Source organism: Enterococcus sp. AZ095a (assembly GCF_050546735.1).
Lineage (GTDB): Bacteria > Bacillota > Bacilli > Lactobacillales > Enterococcaceae > Enterococcus_D > Enterococcus_D entomosocium.
In genome coordinates this window covers 1,086,618-1,106,657 of the sequence record NZ_CP172953.1, presented here as the reverse complement: position 1 = coordinate 1,106,657, position 20,040 = coordinate 1,086,618, and the positions used below count along the sequence as shown (strand labels likewise).

Sequence of the window (20,040 nt, the reverse complement as noted above, 5' to 3'; positions counted from 1 at the left end):
AGATACGCAGAAAAGAGGTGTCGTCATGCGTTACCTAGTCACTTTATTTTGGACTTTTGTATTAGGTCAAGTCGTTGGCTATCTAGGCAGCTCACTTGCTGGAGCAACTTATGATTTTCAATTAACTTCAATCATCTCTTTGGTCACAGGTGTGGTGATCATTCTTGTTGGTATTATCGCACCAGCGCCTGAAAAGACAAGCCATTAAAAAAAAACCAGTTACCTTTATTGTAACTGGTTTTTTTTTCTTTTCAACTATTCACTGATGTCCGTTTTACGTAAGCTTTTACGGAAATTAAATCCTGAGATAAAAATATTGATCAGTACAAACCCGCTCGTCACCCAAAAGACGGCTGGATAGCCAAAACCGGCTGCCACCGTTGAGCCGACCATTGGACCTAACACTTGCCCAAAGTTGGAGAACATTTGGTTGTAGCTATAGATACGGCTGACCCCTTCCATTGGAGTGATCTTGCTGATCAGTGTATTGATGGACGGCATCAAGGCACCGGTAGAAAAACCAAGCAAAAAGCGCAACACGCCTAGTTGAAACGGAGTAGAGACAAAGCCCATCGGAATGAAACAGAAAAATGACAGTACTAAGCCCCCCAACAGCACTTTGTGATTGCCATAACGATCACCGATTTTGCCTAAAAACGGCGAGGAGAGAATCGCTGAAACACCGGCAACAGAGACGATCAATCCGCTGACGAACAAAATATTGCCCGTATCCCCGCTTAAATCACGAATATACAATGTGAGGATAGGACTGATGCTCGTTACACCTAGCTGTAAAATCAGGGAAGTAATAAACAAGCCAACAAGCAACTGCATATTTTTGATTTGACCAAAAATTTCTTTAATGGAAAGCAGATCGCCCTTTTCAACTGGCTCAAAATCTTCTTGAACGAGAAAAATCGTAAGCAACAGCGTGATTAGTAGAACAACGCCTGTGATAATAAAGACATTTTTCATGCCAAACCATTGCGCTAACGCCCCACCCATCGAAGGACCAATCAAATTCCCTGCGATGGCTCCTGTAGCCAATGTCCCAAGCGCCCAACCGCTTTTTTCTCGAGGCGCCTGCGAAGCGATCAACGCAGTCGCATTTGGAATATACCCCGATAAAATTCCGGTAAAGAAACGCATGATCAATAACCAATAGACATTCGGTACAAAAGCCAAAGAACCCATCGTCACTGTCATCCCCGCAGCCGCGCGAATCATCATTAAACGACGACCTTTTTGGTCTGCTAGATTTCCCCAAACTGGAGCAATGATAGCCGCCGCAAACGCCGTTACTGAGATTGCTAATCCAGAAAACAACTCAATTTGACTCTCTGGAGCGCCTAACTCTTCTATATATAAGGGAATGAATGGCATGACAAGACTAAAACTGGCACCCGTAAAAAAACAACCTACCCATGAAATCAGTAGATTTCGTTTCCAATCAATCTTCATTTACAAACCTTCTTTCACAAATACTATACCGTATCGTGAGTAATAATCAAATAAAAAATCTTTCTGCATTTAAAATACAGAAAGATTTTCATCATTAAACTTAACTGATCAAAGCCAAAATGACAAAGTTCAGGATAAACAACGCATTGACGACCCAGATGATCGGAGACACTTCGTTGGCTTTTCCTTTCACTACTTTCACTAATGCATAGAAAATGAAACCAACAGCGATCCCATTTGAAATACTGTAAGACAAGCCCATAAAAATGGACGCGAAGAAGGCTGGAACTGCTTCTTCTAGATCAGTCCACTTGATGTCTGCAAAAGAAGCCATCATCATTACCCCAACTAAGATCAACGCCGGTGCTGTCGCTTGTGCGGGAACGATTGAGATCAGTGGAGAAAAGATACTGCTGATCGCAAAGAGTGCTGCCACCACAACGGAAGTCAAGCCCGTGCGTCCACCAGCACCGATGCCAGCTGCTGATTCCACATAAGTCGTTGTATTTGAGGTCCCTACGATGGCCCCTACAGACGTGGCTACGGCATCTGCAAAAAGAGCCTTATCCATTTTCGTATTCAACCCGTTACTATTTTCAACCGCTTCTTCATCTTTTTTCGAAAAGATCCCGGTACGACGTCCAGTCCCGATAAAGGTACCGATCGTATCGAAGACATCTGATAAGCTAAATGCTAAAATCGTCATGATTACTTGAGGGATTTTGGCAGAATCACTGAATAGTGAGCCCATTCCTTCAGAGCCAAACGCAGCGCCAAATGTGATTCCTAGTTCGCTGATGGAACTTCCTAATGAATTCCCGTGCCAATCAATGGCACTTAAATCCACCACACCCATCAAAATACCAATGATCGTCGTTCCTAAAATACCAAAAATAATTGCCCCACGTACATTTTTCACCACTAATAAAGTAGTCACTACTAAACCAATCACTGCTAACAAAACAGGTGCATTATTGAAATTCGCCAAAGCTGGGACGATCCCCCCATTAAAATTGGCACTCACAATCGTCTCACCGTCGACAACTGAACCCGTCACTGCGGCAGTGTCTGCACTGAAGTTTAGCAAGTTGGCATTTTTGATCCCTACATAAGCCACAAAGATCCCGATCCCGCCGCCGATTGCATGCTGCATGCTTTCTGGAATCGCATGAATGATCATTTTTCTGATTCGAGTCACCGTGATAAAAATGTTGATCAGGCCGCAGATGAAAACCATCGCTAATGCTTGCTGCCACGTATACCCCAAACCAAAAACAACGGTAAAGGTGAAGAATGCATTAAGTCCCATTCCAGGTGCTTGCGCGTAAGGCACATTTGCAAATAAGCCCATGATCAGGGTACCAATCACTGAAGCGATGATCGTTGCTAAGAAAACAGCTTGAAACGGCATGCCTGCAGCAGATAAAATCGTCGGATTCACAAACAAAATATAACTCATCGCGAAGAAGGTGGTGACCCCAGCCATCACTTCTGTGGAAACCGTCGTTTTATTCTCCTTTAATTTGAAAAACTTTTCCATGTTATGTTTCACTCCTGAACTTTAATCGTTTCTATGAAAAGAAAAAATGAATAATTGCGCTTTTCATCGAACAATTACAAATTATAAGGGAATAATTTTCGCTTTTCAAACCTTTTTCCGAATAAAACGAACCAAAAACGTTTAATGTTCGTGTTTTACTTTGTAACTATTATGAAAACTTATCGAAAACTTACTTGTATTGTGAAATGACAGAAATATGTTACACTTAAGCCACTACCATAAGAGAATGGAGCGAGTCTTTTGAAACCAAAAATCATCGCCATTGATTTAGATGGCACAACCTTAAATACTGAATCCCAACTTTCCCCTCGCACACGTGAGGTACTGGTTCGCGCCACCAAAGCGGGACACTTTGTTACCATCGCTACAGGAAGACCTTTTCGTATGAGTGATCAATTCTATAAAGAATTGGCGCTCACAACACCAATGGTCAATTTTAACGGTGGGTTGGTCCATAAACCTCGACAAGTATGGGCAAACGAAATGGAGCACTCGATCTCTCGAGAAATTGCGTTTGAGCTCATGGCACAAAAAGAGCAGCTGGGGCTGACGTTTGTGGCAGCAGAAAATCGTGAAACCTTTTTCATCGATGACCTAAGCGGATTTGATCAACACTTTTTCTTTTCGGGTAATGCTTCCGAAAAAAATCTATTAGCAAATTTAAAAACGGATCCCACTTCATTACTGGTGAAAACCGAAAATGAATTAGCAGAATCTGTTTCTTTACGTATCAAGGATCAATTTGACGATGCAGTCGATGTTCGCACGTGGGGCGGACCTCAAGCCATCTTAGAGATCGTACCAAAAGGGGTCCATAAAGCACTTGGTCTTTCGGTGATCGCGGATTCTTTGTCTTTGGATCGGCAAGATATCATCGCTTTTGGTGATGAACACAATGATTTGGAGATGCTGGATTATGCGGGTTGGGGCGTTGCTATGGCAAATGGCACGCAACAATTAAAATCGATCGCAAATGATGTTACTGACAAAACCAATGCGGAAGATGGCATGGTCGATTACTTGGAAAAATATTTAGGTCTATAAAAAAAGCCGATGCGGGATTGTCCGCATCAGCTTTTTTTTGCTTCCATATTCAAATCAAAGTGTTTCATAAACGATTTCTTTGGCTTCGGGAATCGATTCATCAATAAAGAATACTTTGTACCAGGTCAAGAATGTAAAGATCGTCCAGATTTTTCGCTGAAGATTCGGTTTTCCTTGGCGATGGTCTTCTAGCATTTGCAAAATCGCTGTTTGATCAAAGAAGGTTGCTGCAAAGTCTGACTCAAAAAGGGCTTTAACTGCTTCATACCCTGTTCCTTCTTTCAGCCATGCCTTGATTGGTACAGGAAAGCCTAGCTTTTCACGGTTTGCCCATTCTTTTGGCAAATGACGGTTTGACGCTTGTCGAAACACATCTTTCGTATTGTTTTGATTGATCAAATATTTCGTCGGGATCGTTTGCGCCAGTTTTTGCATCTCGATATCCAGTAACGGAACCCGTAATTCTAAAGAACTCGCCATGGACATTTTGTCTGCTTTTAACAAAATATCCTTCGGCATCCATTGATGAAGATCCAAATATTGCATCTTGTTGACCTCGTCTTTGAGACCATTGACTTTCTCATAATGAGGCGCAACGATTTCAGCAACAGATGGTCCTTTTTGATACGTTGGTTTTAAAAGCTGGAGTGCTTCCTCTTCTTCAAAGACCAGGGCTTGCCCGATAAAGAAGTCTTGGGCAGGTGCCGTTGCTTCATAAAGATGAATTCGACCATGGAAGTTTTTCATTTTGCCGATTTGACGCCCTAAACGAAAGCGGATGTTTTGCGGCAGTTTTTTCAAGCCTTGGGCAAAAACGCGAACCGCTTTAGAGTTTGTGTGGAAGCCATAGGCAGCATAACCGGCAAATAATTCATCTGCCCCTTCCCCAGATTGAACGACCCGCACTTGCTGTGCTGCTAGGTTGGCTAAAAAGTACAAAGGGACACAGCTTGGGTTAGAATCCGGTTCGTCCAAGTGATACTGAATCAGCGGAAATGCCTCAAAGGACATTTCACCATCGATGACCGCTGCTGTGTTGTTCAAGCCGAGCTTTTCCGTCAATTTGCGGGCTTCGATCGCTTCGTTGTAGGTTTTGTCATCAAACCCAATTGAAAATGAGTGATCTGGGCGCAAGACCGAGGCCACGTAACTTGAATCGACACCACTGGATAAAAATGAGCCGACTTCAACATCACTGATTTGATGAGCGGCAATTGATTCTTGGACTGCTTGATCGATTTTATCGACCCATTCTTCTCTTGAATGATTTTCTTTCACTGAAAAATCTGCATCCCAGTACTGCTTGATCGTCAATCCCTGTTCATTAAACAGATAATAATGCCCTTCTTGCAAACGATGAACGCCTTTAAAGAAGGTTTCTCCGTTCAAAGGCGAGTATTGGAACGTCAAATAAGGTTTCAACGCCTCCTGGTTTAATTCTTTCTTGAAATCTGGATGAGGCAAAAAGCTTTTGATTTCAGAGCCAAACATGAAACTGCCGTTCATTTGTGCATAGTAATACGGTTTGATGCCAAAGTGATCCCGCGCGCCGAAAAGCTCTTGTTTTTGAGTATCCCAGATGGCAAAAGCAAACATTCCCCGCAGGCGCTGCAAAACATCAATCCCCCACTCTTCATAGCCATGTAAGACTACTTCGGTATCCGCATGGGTAGAAAAGACATGACCTGCTTGGATCAATTCCTCACGCAATACTTGAAAGTTGTAAATTTCACCATTAAAAATGATTACTTTTGTTCGATCCTCATTAAAAATTGGTTGTGAGCCACCTTCTAAGTCGATGATCGATAAACGACGAAACCCTAATGCCACTCGGTCGTCGGTAAATTTCCCTGAACTGTTTGGTCCGCGATGAACGATCCGGTCCATCATGCGTTCAATAATGATTTCTTTTTGGTCTTTTGAATTGACAAAGCCGACAATTCCGCACATATTTTCACATCCGTTTTCATAATCCATTTTCATTTTTCTAAAGTAAATCATACCATAGAATTCAAGAGATACGATCTCTTTTTCAAAAAAATACAATCAATATATTTTTGCACAAAACACAATTTGAAGATAAACCTTATGATATCAAGGTTTCCAATCATCTCATACTCTCAATCTTACAAATTTGTTATCTAAGAAAATAGCTATCCTCAAAATTCTTAAGAAATTTTTTATGAATTCTATTTTTCTGAAAATATACAAAGATACTTTTCCCGAATTTACTGACTCCAGCAAACTTCTTTTGCTTCCATTCTCAGCATTGATTTCCTGAAAATAATCAGTCAGATTTGTTCGTTTGATAGTTTTATTGGACTATTGTGAAAAAAAGTGTTATTCTAACTATGGAATTTCGTTATCAACTAACCGTTGCCTTTCAATGACAAGTTTTAAGAAAGGAGAATGACTATGACATTCTATAACACAGATCTACAATATCGTGTAACTCTGGATACCAAATTGAATTTATTTATCGTTTTCGATAAAAAAGATGCGAATCATTTTGCGACTGGAATTACGATCGAGCAAGCTGTACAAGAATTGAAAAAAACTGCATAAGGAGTTTATCCAAATGAAGGATACCGATTCGTACTGAAAGCACCTCGCTAAGGAAATAATTAGCTAGGTGCTTTCTTGTTTTTTGGCTCGCTTTTGTCTGTTGCAGCATCCACTTCTTGCTTCTGTCCACTTTGCTGTTCATCTAGCTGTAAGATTTCATCAACAGATCCTTGCGTAATAAACTTACTCAATCCCTGTGCCGCAACTTTTGTATAACGCATAAAATAATCTTTTTCTTCAAAATCCATCTTCTTGCCTCCTACTGATACAACTGTGCTTTTATTAAGTTTACCATCTATTTCACTAGTCATTCTTGAGCGTCATTCCTTTAATACTTATGAATGATCCATTAATAGCATACACGTTACATTTGTCAAATCATCCTTTTCCTCTATTCATGAAAAGACAAATCTGTTTTCTGGTACAGAACATAGTACTATTGTCTTTTCAGGAGACTTTTATTTAGGAGGAATTTTTATGGCTACGTTTTTCGCCATTTTGTTTTTCATTGGATTGTTCTGTTTCGTTTTTGGCATTGTCTTATTTTATATTGGGCTTGTAAAACAAAATTCAAAACGAGATCGAAACGTTTTGATCATTGTCGCTTCCGCTTTTATTGCCTTGTTTTCTTATGGTGGCTTGTCCTTCTACGAAGATGTGACATCTTTCGATAGCATCACTGCGCAATTAAGCCTTTCTTTACGTAACGAATCAAGGCAAAGCGAATCCTTTGGCGATGCCGCTGCTTCCATGGAACAACCACAAGGAGAACAAAAAGCTGGCAACAACGAAGCAAGTAGCGCACAACAAGAAGAACCCGCGAACAACGAGCAACATACACCTGAACTTTCTCGTGAAGAAAGAAATGCACTGAATCGTGCAGAAAGATACTTATCCAGCAATGCGTTTTCTCAGTCGAGCTTAAAACGCCAACTACTCTATGAAGATTTTTCTGAGAGCGCAGCAGACTTTGCCGTAGCCACCGTGGATGCCGATTGGAACGAGCAAGCATTGAAAAAAGCGATTCGCTACTCGCAAAATTTATCCTTATCGGATGAGCGTGTGGCGAGCCAACTTTCCTTTGAAGGCTTTACTTCTGAACAAATTGAATACGCCTTATCACGTTTGCCCGATTGATTCTTTTCGTTTGTTGCAGGACCACAAGCAAAAAAGATATCGGCAAGTTGACGGAACAATTATGCTGTTTTCTAGACCGAGTGTAGGTTAATCGCTTTTCAGATGGTTATCGATCAACCTCGGCAGTCATTTATATTCTTCTGCCCACAACAAACAAAAAAGCCTATCTCGAAAGATAGGCTAAACGCTCCAAAGCGTTGGTATAAGGAGAGTACAGGATTTGAACCTGCGCGCCGGGATGAACCGGGTCGGCGGATTTCGAGTCCGCTGCATTACCACTCTGCCAACTCTCCATAACAGTTATTTTCGCTAGTTTTACAAAAAATGTCAAGAAAAATCTGCATCCAAAATGGAAATGGATACAGATTTTTTGTTCTTTAATCGAAAATATAGTTTTCTTTCTTTTCGATTACGCCTGCGATCGTCTCGTTGATGATTTTGATGATCTGATCATCGGTGGGTGTGATGATACCCGCCGACATTAAGGAAGCCAAACCAGTCACAACGATCCATGCGCCATTATGTAGTGCATTTATCGCATCTTCGGATAGATCTGCATATTTTTTTTCTGATTTGATCAAGGATTTGAAATAGGTGGATGAAAAATCATGCATCAATTTCCCACCGCCGTAGTCGTCGATAAAAAGGGCGATGTAGAGATTGTGCTGCTCTTGCGCGAAGCGTATATAATTCAGGCCTAAATCAACAAGTTTGTCTCCTGTTCGAACGACTGGAAAAACATTTTCCGATAAATCTTTGAAAACAGCCTCCACCAAGGTATTTTTTAAGTCCTGCATATTTTCGAACTCAAGATAAATTGGTTGAGTAGAAATTCCCATGTGCTTAGCGATATTCCGGGCCGTAAAGTTGCCAAAACCTTCTCTATTGATCAGTTCATAAGCGGCCTTCAAAATGTGTTCTCTTGTATAGACCTTCCTTCGCATCAATAAATCCCCCTTTTTATATTTATTTAATTGTAACCGAGATATTCATTTTTTAAAAATAAAACACTCCTTCCGTTATCTTATTTCTATTCACTTTGTTCACTAAAAACGAATGTTTAGTAATAGGAAATGTTCTGCTTTTTTCATTTATCACAAAAAATCCAACGGATGGCGTTCTAGTTATTTTTCAAATCTACTTTTCTTTCTTGTTGAAAACTCGCTGAAATTGTACACTAGGAGTGTAGCACGCAAATTCGATTGAAAAAGGGGTTTGGAAATGGCTGAATCAAAAGAGCTATTATTGGAGACCTGCTTATTAGCAGGGAAAATCATGATGGAAAACGGCTCGGAAGTGTATCGCGTGGAAGATACGATGAATCGAATTGCGGCAAACGCTGGAGAGCAAGGGAGTATTAGTTATGTAACAGCAACTGGACTTTTTATGGGCTTACGCAGTAGCCACTATGCACAAGTAGAAAATGTTCATGATCGAGTCATCAATCTCGAAAAAATTGTTGCCGTCAATGGGCTCTCTCGCGCCTATGCGGAAAAGAAACTTTCCTTAGCGGAACTGCATGAGGCATTAAAAAAGGTCAATCAGACAACACCAAGTTTTCCTTACTGGCTACAGGTTCTTAGTGCTGGCGTGGTCAGCAGTACCTTAATGATTATTTTTGGCGGTGCTTGGTTTGACTTTCTAGCGACCTTCGTCATTGGCTGCCTTGGCTTTTTGTGTGCGTATTGGGTCAAGAAACTGATCGACATTCGCTTTTTGGATATGTTTTGTGCCTCCTTACTGATCGGTACTTTGTCTGTCTTAGCGGTCTCTCTTCATATCGCACAAAACGTCGATAATTTGATTATCGGTGCCGTCATGCCCTTAGTTCCTGGTGTAGCAATCACCAATTCCTTTCGAGATATCTTGGCAGGCCATCTCATTAGTGGCACAGCTCGGGGAACAGAGGCCATCTTTACTGCTGCCGCGATCGGTGTCGGCATTGCCACGGTCTTCACCTTATTTGGAGGGATCTCATGACGATTTTTATTCACCTTTCCTTCAGCTTCTTAAGCACTGTAACCTTCGGCATCTTGACCAATATTCCTAAAAGAGCCTTAGTTGCCACAGGCATTGCTGGAACGGTTGGCTGGATGATCTATTGGTCATTGCAAACGATTGGCTACGGTCTAGGCAGTGCCAACTTCTTAGCCGCATTTGCCGTCGGTTGCGTCAGCATCTTTTTTTCCCGCAGAAAAAAAATGCCCATGATCATTTTTAACATTCCCAGCCTCGTTCCCCTCGTACCGGGTGGGCCTGCCTACAAAGCCGTTCGAGAATTCGCTTTGGGCGACAACTTTGTCGGTTTTGAAAATCTGATGATCGTTGTCATCACCGCTGGGGCGATTGCCGGCGGGTTCATGATGACGAGTCTGGTTGAAAAGATCGTCAATCGCTGGCAAGTGAAACGCACAAAAAAACGTCACCCGGATAAAAAAATCTCCTAAAACTATTGGCGCGCAGAAACTATAAATTTTTCTTATTTCAGACTTTAGTACAATGTTTTCTTTTCGGACTTCTTTTATAATAAAGGCATACCTTACAAAACTGTTTGACGTTTGTCATTTGTTTTACTGGATTTTTCTGGTCCCACCCCGTATAGTGAGATTATGAAACATAAAGGAGATGAAGTCCTGTGAGCATAGCAACTTCTCGTCGTATCATTAATACGATTTCTATTATTGGCTTAGGTTTATCGATCGCGTTAACCATCTATTTTATCAATCTAGGTGTTTTTAAAGATATTAATGCACTGCGAGGTCTAGTTGGAAATTCCGTTATCTTAGGACCAATCGTCTTTATCCTATTGCAGATCTTGCAAGTAGTAATCCCGATTATTCCCGGTGGTGTCTCCAGCGCTGCAGGTGTCTTGATTTTCGGTCCTTATCTAGGATTCGTTTATAACTATGTAGGAATCAGTATTGGTTCTGTCATTATTTTCCTGCTTGGCCGACGATACGGTAAACCATTCATTTTAAGTATGATCAGTGACAAAACTTACGATAAATATATCGGCTGGTTAGACAACCAAAGCCGATTTGAAAAACTTTTCGCCCTTGCAATCTTTCTACCGGTTGCCCCTGATGATGCCCTTTGTCTAATGGCTGGCTTGACCAACATGACAGTGAAGAAATTTACGTTGATTATTTTGTTGGCAAAACCTGCTTCAATTTTCTTGTACAGTATGGCATTGATTTACGGTGGAACATTCTTAACTGGTTTGTTAGGCGGATAAGAATCATATGTAAGAAAAACGATCAATTCAGCGAGCCGAACGTAAAGAAGCTGCTTTTCAAACAGGGAACTATGCCTGTGGCAAATGTGCTTCTAAAACTGTTCGGCTCTTTTTTACCGCCTTTCTAGAATAAATTGAACCACAATACTTACTTTGTTAGGATGACGACCATGAATTATTTAAAAAACAGCTTAGTCAACACGTGGGATTTTTTGAAAGACAGCAATGCCTACTTCCGTGATGTTTTATTGATGCACGGTGCCTTGTTGTTCTTAGTGATCCCGATATTATCAGCTTCCACCAAGTTCGTCTTAAAGCGCGGCGGCTTGCCTTATCTTTCTTTCGATAATATCGGTAGTATCTTTACAGATCACCCTGTTGTGTTGCTCTCATTAACCCTGATTTTGCTTTTGATCTTATTAGCCGTCTTTTTTGAATTTACTTTCTTACTGCTGAGTGTCTATTTTATCAAAAAGAAGCAGCCCATCAGCTTGCGGCAATTGTTACGAATGACTATTTTGCAATTGCGCAAATTACGGCCGATGACCTTTTTATTTTTCCTTTTTTACTTCTTACTGATTTTACCCATCGGTGGATTGAGTTTTAATTCGGATTTACTCGCAAAAATCAAAATCCCTGCTTTTATCATGGACTTTATTTTTGCCAATCGTGTCTTGATCATTGGGGCAGTGCTTTTGGTTTATGTTTTGTTGATTTACTTGGGGATTCGCGTGATCTTTGCCTTACCGGAAATGATTTTACGTGATCTGCCCTTTCGAAAAGCGATCAAAGAAAGCCTCCAAGTAACAAAACGCCGTTTTTTTGCCATCGTTGGTCAATTTGTCTTTATCGGTGGTAGTATCTTATTGATCACGACTCTGGGCTTCACGCTGCTGATTACCCTTCAAGCGGTGATTGAAGTTGTTACACCGGACTATGCGTTGTATAGTGCTGTTTTTATTATGACTTTCTTGCAGTTTATTTTGTTACTGAATGTCATTTTATCGACCGTGGCTATTTTTTACATCATCGTTGATTTCATGGATGATGAAGGCTTTTTACCAGAGATCCCTTCGTGGTTCCACCAAGAACCATTGAACCAGCGACATTTTCTAGGACTGAAAAGTTCCTTGTTTACCTTGGTCACGGTACTTTTTGGTGTTGGGGTTAGTCTGTATAATATGAACTATCTGACCTCAGCTGCTTCGATCCATCCGGTAACGATCTCCCATCGAGGGGTAAGCGACGGACAAGGGGTCCAAAATTCCCTTGAAGCGTTACGATTTACTAGTGAGAAATATCAGCCGGACTACGTGGAAATGGACGTCCAGCAAACAAGTGATGGTCATTTTATTGTCTACCATGATTTTTCTTACCGGCCTTTGACAGGCGGCAAAGGAAAACCCGAGCAATTGCCCTTGAGTTACGCCGAATCACTGACGGTTTCAGAAAACAACCAGACAGCCCGTATTCCAACTTTTGACGAGTACTTGGCGCTTGCCAATCAGTTGGACCAAAAATTACTGGTGGAGATCAAAACCCAACAAAAAGATACTGCGGCACTCGTAGATGCCTTCTTAGACCGATACCAAGAGGATTTAGTTGCAAATGGGCATATTATGCAAAGTCTCTCCTATACAGTTGTTGAAGAATTAAAAGAGAAGGCGCCTGAATTGACATCGGGATACATCATGCCTTTCAATATCGTAGGGCCGCCACTGACCAGTGCCGACTTTCTGACAATGGAATACAGTACGATCAACCGCAACTTCATCGCTTCTGCCCGGACCGATGGCAAGGAAGTGTTCGTTTGGACCCCCAATGATGCGGATACTATCAGCCGAATGCGTTTTTACGGTGTAGACGGGATCATTACTGACCAAATGGGGATTTTAAATGAAGAGTTGAGTTTGTCGGAAGAAGACATGACTTATTCAGACAAACTATTGAATTTCGTGATTGGCGTTGGCTGATCTCACACAAAGAAAAATACTGCTCACGGTGATCCGTTGAGCAGCATTTTTTGCTAGTTGGTTAGGCAACGTTCGTTTGCGTACAAATTTTATTGAAACTGACGATCATCCGACGATTACAAGCTTCTACTTGTGCTTGATCTTCTTCTTCATAACTTGAAACGACGATCAACGCCGTATGTACGTATAGTTTTTCCACCACACCAATCACAGGCTTGCTCGCCCCGACAGGTCGGCAGACATATTTTTCACCGATCGTAATATTCTCCATATCCTCACCTCAACCGTTTTCTTTCATAAAGATATAATAACAAAAAAGCATCAAATTGAAAACGTTTTATTTCAATTTATCACGCATTTGTCACCAAGAAATGACAGTTTCGTTCGTTCAAACGCACTGGTTTGTTCGTGCCACTTCTTAAAAAGCATTTTATACTAAAGAAAATCAAAAGGAGATGAGTCAAATGCCAATTATTCAAACCTGTATCTTTGGACTATTGTCTGCTGCGTTGCTTTGGGGATTAAAAGAAGACCGCTGATTTTTTGGATCAACTATCGAGGAACACAACAAACGCGAAAATAAAACAACGCCTTGAGCCAATCAGAACTGGCACAAGGCGTTTCTTTGTCGAATTATAGGCGTTCGTTCAATTCTTTTGCAAGATCTTCGAAACCTGGTTTGCCAAGTAAGGCGAACATGTTTTTCTTGTACCTCTTCCCCATTTCCTATTGTTTCCCACTTACAAAAACCCTTTAATATCAGTATTTTTATTAGTATTTTTCGTTTCTAACCTTTCTTATATTTAGATTCACTATCACCAAAACTATCACCAAAAATTTTAGATGTTTCTACCGATTCTAATTTTAAATTTATAATTCTGTTCGCTTTACAAAGAGAACAAACGTTCGTATACTTTTCGTAAGGAGTGATAATTATGGGAATGATTAAACCTTATGAGGATCGTAAAAAATTAAAGTGGATAGGATTCTTCTTATCTGAACATACAACTGATATTGATAGAGTTGACAAAGAGTTAGCTTATATATGCCCTCCTAAACCAGAAATGGATGAAGAAGAAATAGGAAAGTTTCTTCAGGAAGCGCTTATGAAACACAAAAAGTTAGCAGTGCAGCTTAATTATACCCAGTTGGGAAAATTTATGCCTGATATAACCGGGTTTCTGTCTGGGCACAATGATCTAGGAATCTACATCGGATCCACCCTCATAGAATATGGTGAAATTCGAAATATAGATTTCTATTCTGAGAAAAAGTGGTTTGATGTGTAATGAACATAATCAGCCAATACGAGCAAGGGTACTTAACATATTCTGAGTTCACAAATGAATTCCCTGACTCAATCTCTGAATCACAGGAATGCTTATTCGGATCAAAATGTATCGAGTTTTATGTTGCTGTCACTTTAGGTAGATCGGATTGTCGCTATTATGTACAACACTATGGAGGCGATTGTTATGAAATCGATGAAAGGCTATGTATCGAAGATTCGTGTATTGAAGATGAGCAAGACCCCTTTGGTGCGGTTCTCGCTTGATGGAGTTAACTGTTTGATTGCTGCACATAGTTTGAACTTCTTGGCTGATGTAAATGAAGGAATGGAAATCGTTGTCGCTGGTGAGTTTAACAATCGGAAGCAGTTTGTTGTGAAGAAGTACACTGTCATTGGCAAAACTAAGATTATGATTGAATTTGAAGCAATAAAAAAAGACTCCGACTAAGGGAGTCAACACGAACCGTAAAATTTCGTTTGAGATAGCCTCGAACCGTTTTTACGTCAAAAGTTTACGACTAGGTAAACAACATAGATATATATTAAAGTAATCATTCTAATAAGTCAAATACTTATTTCAACTTAATTATATATTAAATAATGTTTTAAGTCTAATTTTAATTCTTTCCAGATCACATTTATCTATTTTACCTAACTTTTGTTCTAACCGTATTGAAGATACTGATTTTACTTGCTCTGTTTTCACACAAGAATCATAAGTCAAAAAATTGTATTTATTTTTTTTAAGGATATAATGTGTCTTCAAAGGTCTTGTATTTTTGGTTAGTGGTATTACAACCAACTGACCATATCCATTATACCTAGTATCTGATATAACCAGACTCGGTCTTGAGTTACAGATCTCATAACCTACATTTTCTCCAAATATACATTTGATTATTTCACCTTGTTCAAAAAACATATTTCTTTTATCATTTGGTAAATCTATCCAGTCCAAACTGATTTGCTCTTTAGAAGGAGTCCATAACTGTAAATTTTTTTGCTTAGTTTGTTTTAAAGTATCATTAGTAACCATGCTTTCTCCTTTTACTTTGGAAATATTTTCAACCCTTTACCATCGTAGTTTGGATATCCATATATTTTATCTTCGATATAGCAAAAAAAATTATCTTTAATATTGCTTTTTATATATTTATGTATGCTATATGAACAAATATCAGCAATTTCTAATGGCCAATAAGACATTTGGTTATCTTTAGTTCTTTTTTTATTAAAATATACACCATCTATGACTCCAAAAGTATCTTTATCACTAAAATCATTGCCAATATCCACTAATTTTTTTATTTTTTCTAATACTTGTTTATCTTCATTTTTCCCTCTAGATTCCAATAAAATAGTGCCCGTTTTTTTCTGTCTTTTCATTTCAAAGCAAAAGCGTTCAAGTAAATACTCCACACACAAATCATATACAGGAAACGGGTTAACATATCTTAACTTATGATGTAACTTATTAAGATTTGTTGAATATATTTTAATTGGCAGACTCGATATTACTTCTTCTAAGTCGTATGTAAATTGATCATAGTTGATTATTTTAGGATTAAAAGGACCTTGTTTCTTCCTAATTTCTCTTGAATGAAATACAACTCTTTTTTTATTGAATACAGCATCGAACCAATACTTATTCTTCAACTGAATTATATCTTCTCTTGCTTCATCATAAAATTGCAAATCAAATAAAATACCTGTAATGGTGAACCATTGAGTATGAATATTAAACGGGTCTATATTGGACATGCAATCTGTTCCATTTTCATCTAAAGCTAATAGGTAATCAGTATTACAAATATTAGAAATTTCTGTCGGTTCATCGTACCAGCTCAATATTCCCACCAACTTATCTAGATTCCAGAGCTCTGTTTCTTTTATTGATATTTATTTTACAATATAAATAAGCTTATTTGAAGATAAAAAAATTTTCATTGTATTTTATGTGTTACTTTCTTTAAATATATCATATGATAAAGGTTGTTTTCCTTAGTAAATATATTTAAACAAAAGAAGATTGTAATTTAAGTGTTCTCCTAGGATTTTTATGAAGATATTAAATAATTAAGAGCCTATATAAAACGAATGGTACTGAACTTTATTTCTTGTTATCACAAAAACAACCACTCCCCGGGGGAAGTGGTCCTGAAAAAAGATATAAAATGAAATAGCCCCGGTCAAGGCTATGATTCCATTCTAAAAGAACATAGTTTTTATTTCAACAAAAAATCCACCCTATCTTGCGTAGAGTGGATCTCGAAAGAGTAAACGAAAAATAAACATTTTGGGTATGAGACTACGATACATCTTTTATTAATCAAACTCAACCAATTTATGACGGTTTTCTAATCAATAATATCTATTACATTGAAATAATGCTAAAATAAAAAAATCGAAGAGTACTAGGCACACTTCCCCAAGCATTACCGCCTAATACTCCTCGTAGAGTATTGCACGCATCTACTAATCTATAGGATAAACTTGGTTACTGCAAGTAAAACGAATACGATCTATGTACAAGCCCGCTGAAGCGGGCTATTTATTTATAAAAACCAACCATCTTCATGGAGGAGTAACATAATTAAATGAAAATTTTTTTTAATGAATATTGTTTTCAAATTTCATGCTGGTTAAAAAACGCTGTATACTTCTCTAAAAGTTTAAAGTCCTGCTCGAAGTTTTTTCTGATCAATATTTTATCTCCCAAAAACGACTTTCGAGATGTACGTGCTAATTTATGATAAACTTCATTTCTAATTAAATAGTCTAATTCCTCATTAATTTTCTCTAGGTTGCTTTGATCAGACAATGACTGAAAGTATCTTATCGCATTATACTCTAGGTGTTTTGCACTATTAATTACTTTTCTATAATGTAATTTATCAACTCTCATAGAATCACCTCTAATATAAATCTAACGCATTCTTAATTTTTTATCAATTTTTTAGATTTGATAAAAAATTAATTTCGTTACTATAATAATATAGATGGCTAAATTCCATGATAATTCTTGAAGATAAGCAGATAAACTAGACGGATTTCTGAACAATAATATCTATTAAATAAAAATAATGATAAAATAACCCAGAAGAGTATCAGGCACACTTCCCCATGCTTTCCCCGCCTGATACTCTTCATTGGCGATTTTATTTCGCCATAAGAAATTCTACATTAGAAACCAGTTGTGCTAGGACGTGTCCTTAATAAATTACCTGAATATTCAAGATAATTTATTTTTTTCATATAATAGTATTTTAATCAGAAAAATATTATCATGTGAATTTGTTTGAGGGAGGAATTTAATATGACTAAAAAGCAAACTATAATATTTATCTCAAAAATGCTCTTGTATTATGTCCTAATTATTTTGATTGTTTCTTTAATTTCTGGTAATTTTACTTTCTCGCACTTTCTATTCAACGATATATTAAGTCCAAAATCGTTCATTGTACTTTTTGGAATTTTTCTATTTTATAATGAAAAGAAGAAAAACTTTTAACGTAATTCAGGCAGAAGTTGATTCCCCTCTATAATTTATCTGAGTTTATGTACAAGCCCCCTACTCGACTGAGTAAGGGGTATTTTGTTTACCACGGAAGCTTGTTGTTGTTCAATTGTCATTAAAAATCAACAATATGATTAGTTTGAACACGTCAGAAAGAGTGCTTTTTATTATATTTAGTTCCTAGTTGTCGGTATCAGATGATGTGTGATTAAATTTTTTGGCACATATTTTTGCATATTTGTTTAGACCGTAGGATCTCTAGTTATAAGAACAGTTCCTTCGTATATTTTATCTGGTACAATAAAATAAAAAAAATAGAAATGAGGATAATTGTGAGTGAATTTTATGGTTCTCCCAATTTAAAAGAAAAAAAGATTATAAACAAGCAATCTATCATACATTTTATTATAGGATTAATAATATGTATGGTGATATTGTATCCATTTTTCTCGAAAAATCTTTTATACTCCCATGATGATTTTGCTTTTCATCGAAATCGATTAGAAAACTATTTTGATTCGGTTCATCATGGTAATTTTTTTCCAAAAGTGTTCCCTAACATGGCAAATGGTTACGGTTATGCTGCTGATCTATTTTACCCTTCTATTTTGATGCTACCTTATGTATTCTTGAGAACAGTGGGTCTTAGCTTTATCCAAAGCTATTATGGGTATATGTTCATCATCGCAGTATCCACTTATCTAGTTTCGTATTTTTCAATAAAAACTATTTTTAAAGACAATAATATAGCATTCCTATTCTCAGTTATTTATACTACTTCCACTTATAGATTACTTGATCAATTTCTAAGAGGCGCGCTAGGTGAAACGTTAGCATTTATTTTCCTACCACTTGTGTTTCTAGGCATATTCCGAATTTTTTTTGAAGAAAAAAATAAATGGATAACTCTTGCTGTTTCAATGGCGCTTTTAATTCATTCTCATATGATTACATCCTTGATAATAACAATATCAATTGGACTATTTTTTATTCATCAATTTTTTTCAAAAAAGATTTCTACAAAAATCTTCATGAACTTCATTAAAGCAATTGGTCTTAGTTTTCTTCTATGCCTGTATATATTTGTACCTATCATTGAACAAAACTCTAAAATAGCTTTTACCTATATTAATAATAGATCTATCTGGCCCACTGGGCTAAATTATAGCTTCAATGATCTGATCAATAATTCATTGGGAAATTATTCAGGTAACTGGGAAAATCTAAAACCTGGTTTAGGTATAGTTTTAATCTTATTTATGATCATAGGTCTGGTTTATTTCAGACAATACTCATTAGAAACGAAACGCTTTTATCTAATAGGTATTTTATTTGCAATAGTAGCAACTAATATTTTCCCGTGGGTTCTATTTAAAAGGAGCTATCTTGCTTTTATTCAGTTTCCATGGCGCATCTTATCGATTGCAACATTTTTCCTAAGTCTAAGTTTAAGTTTTTTCATTAGAGACTTAAATCTAAAAACATTGAAATGGCAAATCCCCGTTATCGTAACTATAATCTCGCTGTCCTTTACTCTAAATACTCTGAATAACTTTGAAGCAAACCAAATCCCTAGTATTACAAACAAAAGTTACTCAACTTTTGCTCCACAAGCAATCGGTGGTGGAAGAGAATATCTTCCTATTGATACCGACTTTGATGCTATATATGAAAATAAAGAAAATGAAATCACTCAGCCTTACGGTGTTGTGGTACGAGAAATAAAAAAGGACTTTAATTCCTTCTACTACACTACACATGTTGAACCTGATTTAGCAACTATAACATTACCAAAGATTGCTTATGTAGGATACGATATTTTAATAGATGGAAAACCCACTGAATCACTTAGAAAAGACGGCTTATTAACCTTTCATATTGAAAAAGGATTTCACAATGTTAAAGTAATTTATGCAGGAACATTCTTACAAAAATCATCTCTGACAATATCTCTTTTTGCATGGCTAGGTCTTTTAGCTTTGACTGCAAAACGACACGTAAATATTTTGAAAGATATCCTTACTGATAGATTCTGAGTAAGTGGGCTATTTTCAATTATAACTTTTTTAAAATATTCGGTGATTGGAAAAAAACGAGGAGTATGGTTGAATTTGAAGCAATATAAAATCTATATATTCTAACGGAGTAAGGAGATTCTAAATTGTGTCATGAAGATACAATTATAATTTGCTGAAAAATATCGGGATTTTTTAGACGATTTTCTGAACAATAATATCTATTAAATAAGAACAATGA

The 20,040-nt window shown here is 37.7% G+C and carries 21 protein-coding genes and 1 tRNA gene; 12 read left to right on the top strand and 10 right to left on the bottom strand.

The genetic code is table 11. The features are described 5' to 3' along the window. Positions 1 to 25 precede the first annotated feature (25 nt). Positions 26 to 208, top strand: a complete 183-nt coding sequence (locus IGJ26_RS05110; protein ID WP_008377814.1) for a YjzD family protein — start codon at positions 26 to 28, stop codon at positions 206 to 208. 47 nt (positions 209 to 255) lie between these two features. Here the strand turns inward: IGJ26_RS05110 and IGJ26_RS05105 are convergent, their stop codons facing one another. Both IGJ26_RS05105 and IGJ26_RS05100 read right to left on the bottom strand, forming a co-directional pair. After that, entirely contained in the window at positions 256 to 1,461 is a 1,206-nt protein-coding gene (locus IGJ26_RS05105; RefSeq protein ID WP_016613926.1) for a multidrug efflux MFS transporter, read from the bottom strand. 100 nt (positions 1,462 to 1,561) lie between these two features. Further along, positions 1,562 to 3,001 carry an NCS2 family permease gene (locus tag IGJ26_RS05100; protein ID WP_005237180.1) on the bottom strand — a complete coding sequence of 480 codons (1,440 nt, stop codon included), beginning with the start codon at positions 2,999 to 3,001 and terminating at the stop codon, positions 1,562 to 1,564. Positions 3,002 to 3,262: 261 nt separating this feature from the next. On the opposite strand from IGJ26_RS05100, the gene IGJ26_RS05095 reads away from it, so the two are divergent. Beyond that, positions 3,263 to 4,066: a Cof-type HAD-IIB family hydrolase gene (locus tag IGJ26_RS05095; protein ID WP_005229159.1), complete on the top strand. Its 804-nt coding sequence runs from the start codon at positions 3,263 to 3,265 to the stop codon at positions 4,064 to 4,066. 54 nt (positions 4,067 to 4,120) lie between these two features. On the opposite strand, the gene asnB is transcribed toward IGJ26_RS05095, so the two are convergent. Further along, a complete protein-coding gene (gene asnB / locus IGJ26_RS05090) occupies positions 4,121 to 6,016 on the bottom strand; it encodes an asparagine synthase (glutamine-hydrolyzing) (protein WP_061054487.1) in 1,896 nt (631 codons plus the stop codon). A 465-nt stretch (positions 6,017 to 6,481) separates the two neighbouring features. Here asnB and IGJ26_RS05085 point away from each other — a divergent pair, with 465 nt between their 5' ends. Next, the gene (locus IGJ26_RS05085) at positions 6,482 to 6,631 is read left to right on the top strand and encodes a hypothetical protein (RefSeq protein WP_005229155.1); all 150 of its coding nucleotides are present in this window, start codon (positions 6,482 to 6,484) and stop codon (positions 6,629 to 6,631) included. Between the two features lie 59 nt (positions 6,632 to 6,690). Here the strand turns inward: IGJ26_RS05085 and IGJ26_RS05080 are convergent, their stop codons facing one another. Next, a complete protein-coding gene (locus IGJ26_RS05080) occupies positions 6,691 to 6,879 on the bottom strand; it encodes a hypothetical protein (RefSeq protein WP_034872503.1) in 189 nt (62 codons plus the stop codon). A 229-nt stretch (positions 6,880 to 7,108) separates the two neighbouring features. On the opposite strand from IGJ26_RS05080, the gene IGJ26_RS05075 reads away from it, so the two are divergent. Continuing rightward, on the top strand, positions 7,109 to 7,768 hold the full coding sequence (locus tag IGJ26_RS05075; RefSeq protein WP_194199618.1) for an Ltp family lipoprotein: 660 nt from the start codon (positions 7,109 to 7,111) through the stop codon (positions 7,766 to 7,768). A gap of 205 nt (positions 7,769 to 7,973) precedes the next feature. Here the strand turns inward: IGJ26_RS05075 and IGJ26_RS05070 are convergent. Next, positions 7,974 to 8,061: transfer RNA gene (locus tag IGJ26_RS05070), tRNA-Ser, on the bottom strand. Between the two features lie 84 nt (positions 8,062 to 8,145). Beyond that, positions 8,146 to 8,712 (bottom strand): TetR/AcrR family transcriptional regulator, encoded by a 567-nt coding sequence (locus IGJ26_RS05065; protein WP_086316977.1) that lies wholly within the window; start codon positions 8,710 to 8,712, stop codon positions 8,146 to 8,148. A gap of 277 nt (positions 8,713 to 8,989) precedes the next feature. Between IGJ26_RS05065 and IGJ26_RS05060 the strand changes: the two genes are divergently transcribed. From IGJ26_RS05060 to IGJ26_RS05045, 4 genes are all read left to right on the top strand, one after another. Then, positions 8,990 to 9,748, top strand: a complete 759-nt coding sequence (locus IGJ26_RS05060) for a threonine/serine exporter family protein (protein WP_016619873.1) — start codon at positions 8,990 to 8,992, stop codon at positions 9,746 to 9,748. Continuing rightward, positions 9,745 to 10,215 (top strand): threonine/serine exporter family protein, encoded by a 471-nt coding sequence (locus tag IGJ26_RS05055; RefSeq protein ID WP_430599937.1) that lies wholly within the window; start codon positions 9,745 to 9,747, stop codon positions 10,213 to 10,215. Before IGJ26_RS05060 ends, IGJ26_RS05055 begins: the two co-directional genes overlap by 4 nt. Positions 10,216 to 10,403: 188 nt before the next feature. Continuing rightward, a complete protein-coding gene (locus IGJ26_RS05050; protein WP_005229140.1) occupies positions 10,404 to 11,003 on the top strand; it encodes a TVP38/TMEM64 family protein in 600 nt (199 codons plus the stop codon). A gap of 170 nt (positions 11,004 to 11,173) precedes the next feature. Then, complete coding sequence (locus IGJ26_RS05045) at positions 11,174 to 12,976, top strand: glycerophosphoryl diester phosphodiesterase membrane domain-containing protein (protein WP_086316976.1); 1,803 nt, start codon at positions 11,174 to 11,176, stop codon at positions 12,974 to 12,976. Between the two features lie 61 nt (positions 12,977 to 13,037). On the opposite strand, the gene IGJ26_RS05040 is transcribed toward IGJ26_RS05045, so the two are convergent. Then, positions 13,038 to 13,247: a hypothetical protein gene (locus IGJ26_RS05040; RefSeq protein ID WP_016619871.1), complete on the bottom strand. Its 210-nt coding sequence runs from the start codon at positions 13,245 to 13,247 to the stop codon at positions 13,038 to 13,040. A gap of 664 nt (positions 13,248 to 13,911) precedes the next feature. Here IGJ26_RS05040 and IGJ26_RS05035 point away from each other — a divergent pair. Genes IGJ26_RS05035 through IGJ26_RS05025 form a run of 3 tightly spaced genes read left to right on the top strand, consistent with a single transcriptional unit; the run spans position 13,912 to position 14,715 of the window. Then, complete coding sequence (locus IGJ26_RS05035; protein WP_430599936.1) at positions 13,912 to 14,265, top strand: hypothetical protein; 354 nt, start codon at positions 13,912 to 13,914, stop codon at positions 14,263 to 14,265. Then, positions 14,265 to 14,531 carry a hypothetical protein gene (locus IGJ26_RS05030; RefSeq protein ID WP_430599935.1) on the top strand — a complete coding sequence of 89 codons (267 nt, stop codon included), beginning with the start codon at positions 14,265 to 14,267 and terminating at the stop codon, positions 14,529 to 14,531. The genes IGJ26_RS05035 and IGJ26_RS05030 overlap by 1 nt, the downstream gene beginning before the upstream one ends. Continuing rightward, positions 14,452 to 14,715: a hypothetical protein gene (locus IGJ26_RS05025; RefSeq protein ID WP_430600007.1), complete on the top strand. Its 264-nt coding sequence runs from the start codon at positions 14,452 to 14,454 to the stop codon at positions 14,713 to 14,715. Before IGJ26_RS05030 ends, IGJ26_RS05025 begins: the two co-directional genes overlap by 80 nt. A gap of 138 nt (positions 14,716 to 14,853) precedes the next feature. On the opposite strand, the gene IGJ26_RS05020 is transcribed toward IGJ26_RS05025, so the two are convergent. From IGJ26_RS05020 to IGJ26_RS05010, 3 genes are all read right to left on the bottom strand, one after another. Next, positions 14,854 to 15,303 carry a type II toxin-antitoxin system PemK/MazF family toxin gene (locus IGJ26_RS05020; protein ID WP_194193227.1) on the bottom strand — a complete coding sequence of 150 codons (450 nt, stop codon included), beginning with the start codon at positions 15,301 to 15,303 and terminating at the stop codon, positions 14,854 to 14,856. 11 nt (positions 15,304 to 15,314) lie between these two features. Beyond that, a complete protein-coding gene (locus IGJ26_RS05015; RefSeq protein ID WP_194193228.1) occupies positions 15,315 to 16,115 on the bottom strand; it encodes a DUF3800 domain-containing protein in 801 nt (266 codons plus the stop codon). 778 nt (positions 16,116 to 16,893) lie between these two features. Next, complete coding sequence (locus IGJ26_RS05010) at positions 16,894 to 17,172, bottom strand: hypothetical protein (RefSeq protein ID WP_430599934.1); 279 nt, start codon at positions 17,170 to 17,172, stop codon at positions 16,894 to 16,896. 944 nt (positions 17,173 to 18,116) lie between these two features. On the opposite strand from IGJ26_RS05010, the gene IGJ26_RS05005 reads away from it, so the two are divergent. Then, positions 18,117 to 19,820, top strand: coding sequence for a hypothetical protein (locus IGJ26_RS05005; RefSeq protein ID WP_430599933.1), 1,704 nt, complete (start codon positions 18,117 to 18,119; stop codon positions 19,818 to 19,820). Positions 19,821 to 20,040: the final 220 nt, after the last annotated feature.

Excerpts from the sequence above, each read along its gene's own strand:
- IGJ26_RS05110 (WP_008377814.1), top strand. The coding sequence starts at position 26 with ATGCGTTACCTAGTCACTTTATTTTGGACTTTTGTATTAGGTCAAGTC.
- IGJ26_RS05105 (WP_016613926.1), bottom strand. The coding sequence starts at position 1,461 with ATGAAGATTGATTGGAAACGAAATCTACTGATTTCATGGGTAGGTTGT.
- IGJ26_RS05100 (WP_005237180.1), bottom strand. The coding sequence starts at position 3,001 with ATGGAAAAGTTTTTCAAATTAAAGGAGAATAAAACGACGGTTTCCACA.
- asnB (WP_061054487.1), bottom strand. The coding sequence starts at position 6,016 with ATGTGCGGAATTGTCGGCTTTGTCAATTCAAAAGACCAAAAAGAAATC.
- IGJ26_RS05085 (WP_005229155.1), top strand. The coding sequence starts at position 6,482 with ATGACATTCTATAACACAGATCTACAATATCGTGTAACTCTGGATACC.
- IGJ26_RS05080 (WP_034872503.1), bottom strand. The coding sequence starts at position 6,879 with ATGGATTTTGAAGAAAAAGATTATTTTATGCGTTATACAAAAGTTGCG.
- IGJ26_RS05075 (WP_194199618.1), top strand. The coding sequence starts at position 7,109 with ATGGCTACGTTTTTCGCCATTTTGTTTTTCATTGGATTGTTCTGTTTC.
- IGJ26_RS05065 (WP_086316977.1), bottom strand. The coding sequence starts at position 8,712 with ATGCGAAGGAAGGTCTATACAAGAGAACACATTTTGAAGGCCGCTTAT.
- IGJ26_RS05060 (WP_016619873.1), top strand. The coding sequence starts at position 8,990 with ATGGCTGAATCAAAAGAGCTATTATTGGAGACCTGCTTATTAGCAGGG.
- IGJ26_RS05055 (WP_430599937.1), top strand. The coding sequence starts at position 9,745 with ATGACGATTTTTATTCACCTTTCCTTCAGCTTCTTAAGCACTGTAACC.
- IGJ26_RS05045 (WP_086316976.1), top strand. The coding sequence starts at position 11,174 with ATGAATTATTTAAAAAACAGCTTAGTCAACACGTGGGATTTTTTGAAA.
- IGJ26_RS05040 (WP_016619871.1), bottom strand. The coding sequence starts at position 13,247 with ATGGAGAATATTACGATCGGTGAAAAATATGTCTGCCGACCTGTCGGG.
- IGJ26_RS05035 (WP_430599936.1), top strand. The coding sequence starts at position 13,912 with ATGGGAATGATTAAACCTTATGAGGATCGTAAAAAATTAAAGTGGATA.
- IGJ26_RS05030 (WP_430599935.1), top strand. The coding sequence starts at position 14,265 with ATGAACATAATCAGCCAATACGAGCAAGGGTACTTAACATATTCTGAG.
- IGJ26_RS05025 (WP_430600007.1), top strand. The coding sequence starts at position 14,452 with ATGAAATCGATGAAAGGCTATGTATCGAAGATTCGTGTATTGAAGATG.
- IGJ26_RS05020 (WP_194193227.1), bottom strand. The coding sequence starts at position 15,303 with ATGGTTACTAATGATACTTTAAAACAAACTAAGCAAAAAAATTTACAG.
- IGJ26_RS05010 (WP_430599934.1), bottom strand. The coding sequence starts at position 17,172 with ATGAGAGTTGATAAATTACATTATAGAAAAGTAATTAATAGTGCAAAA.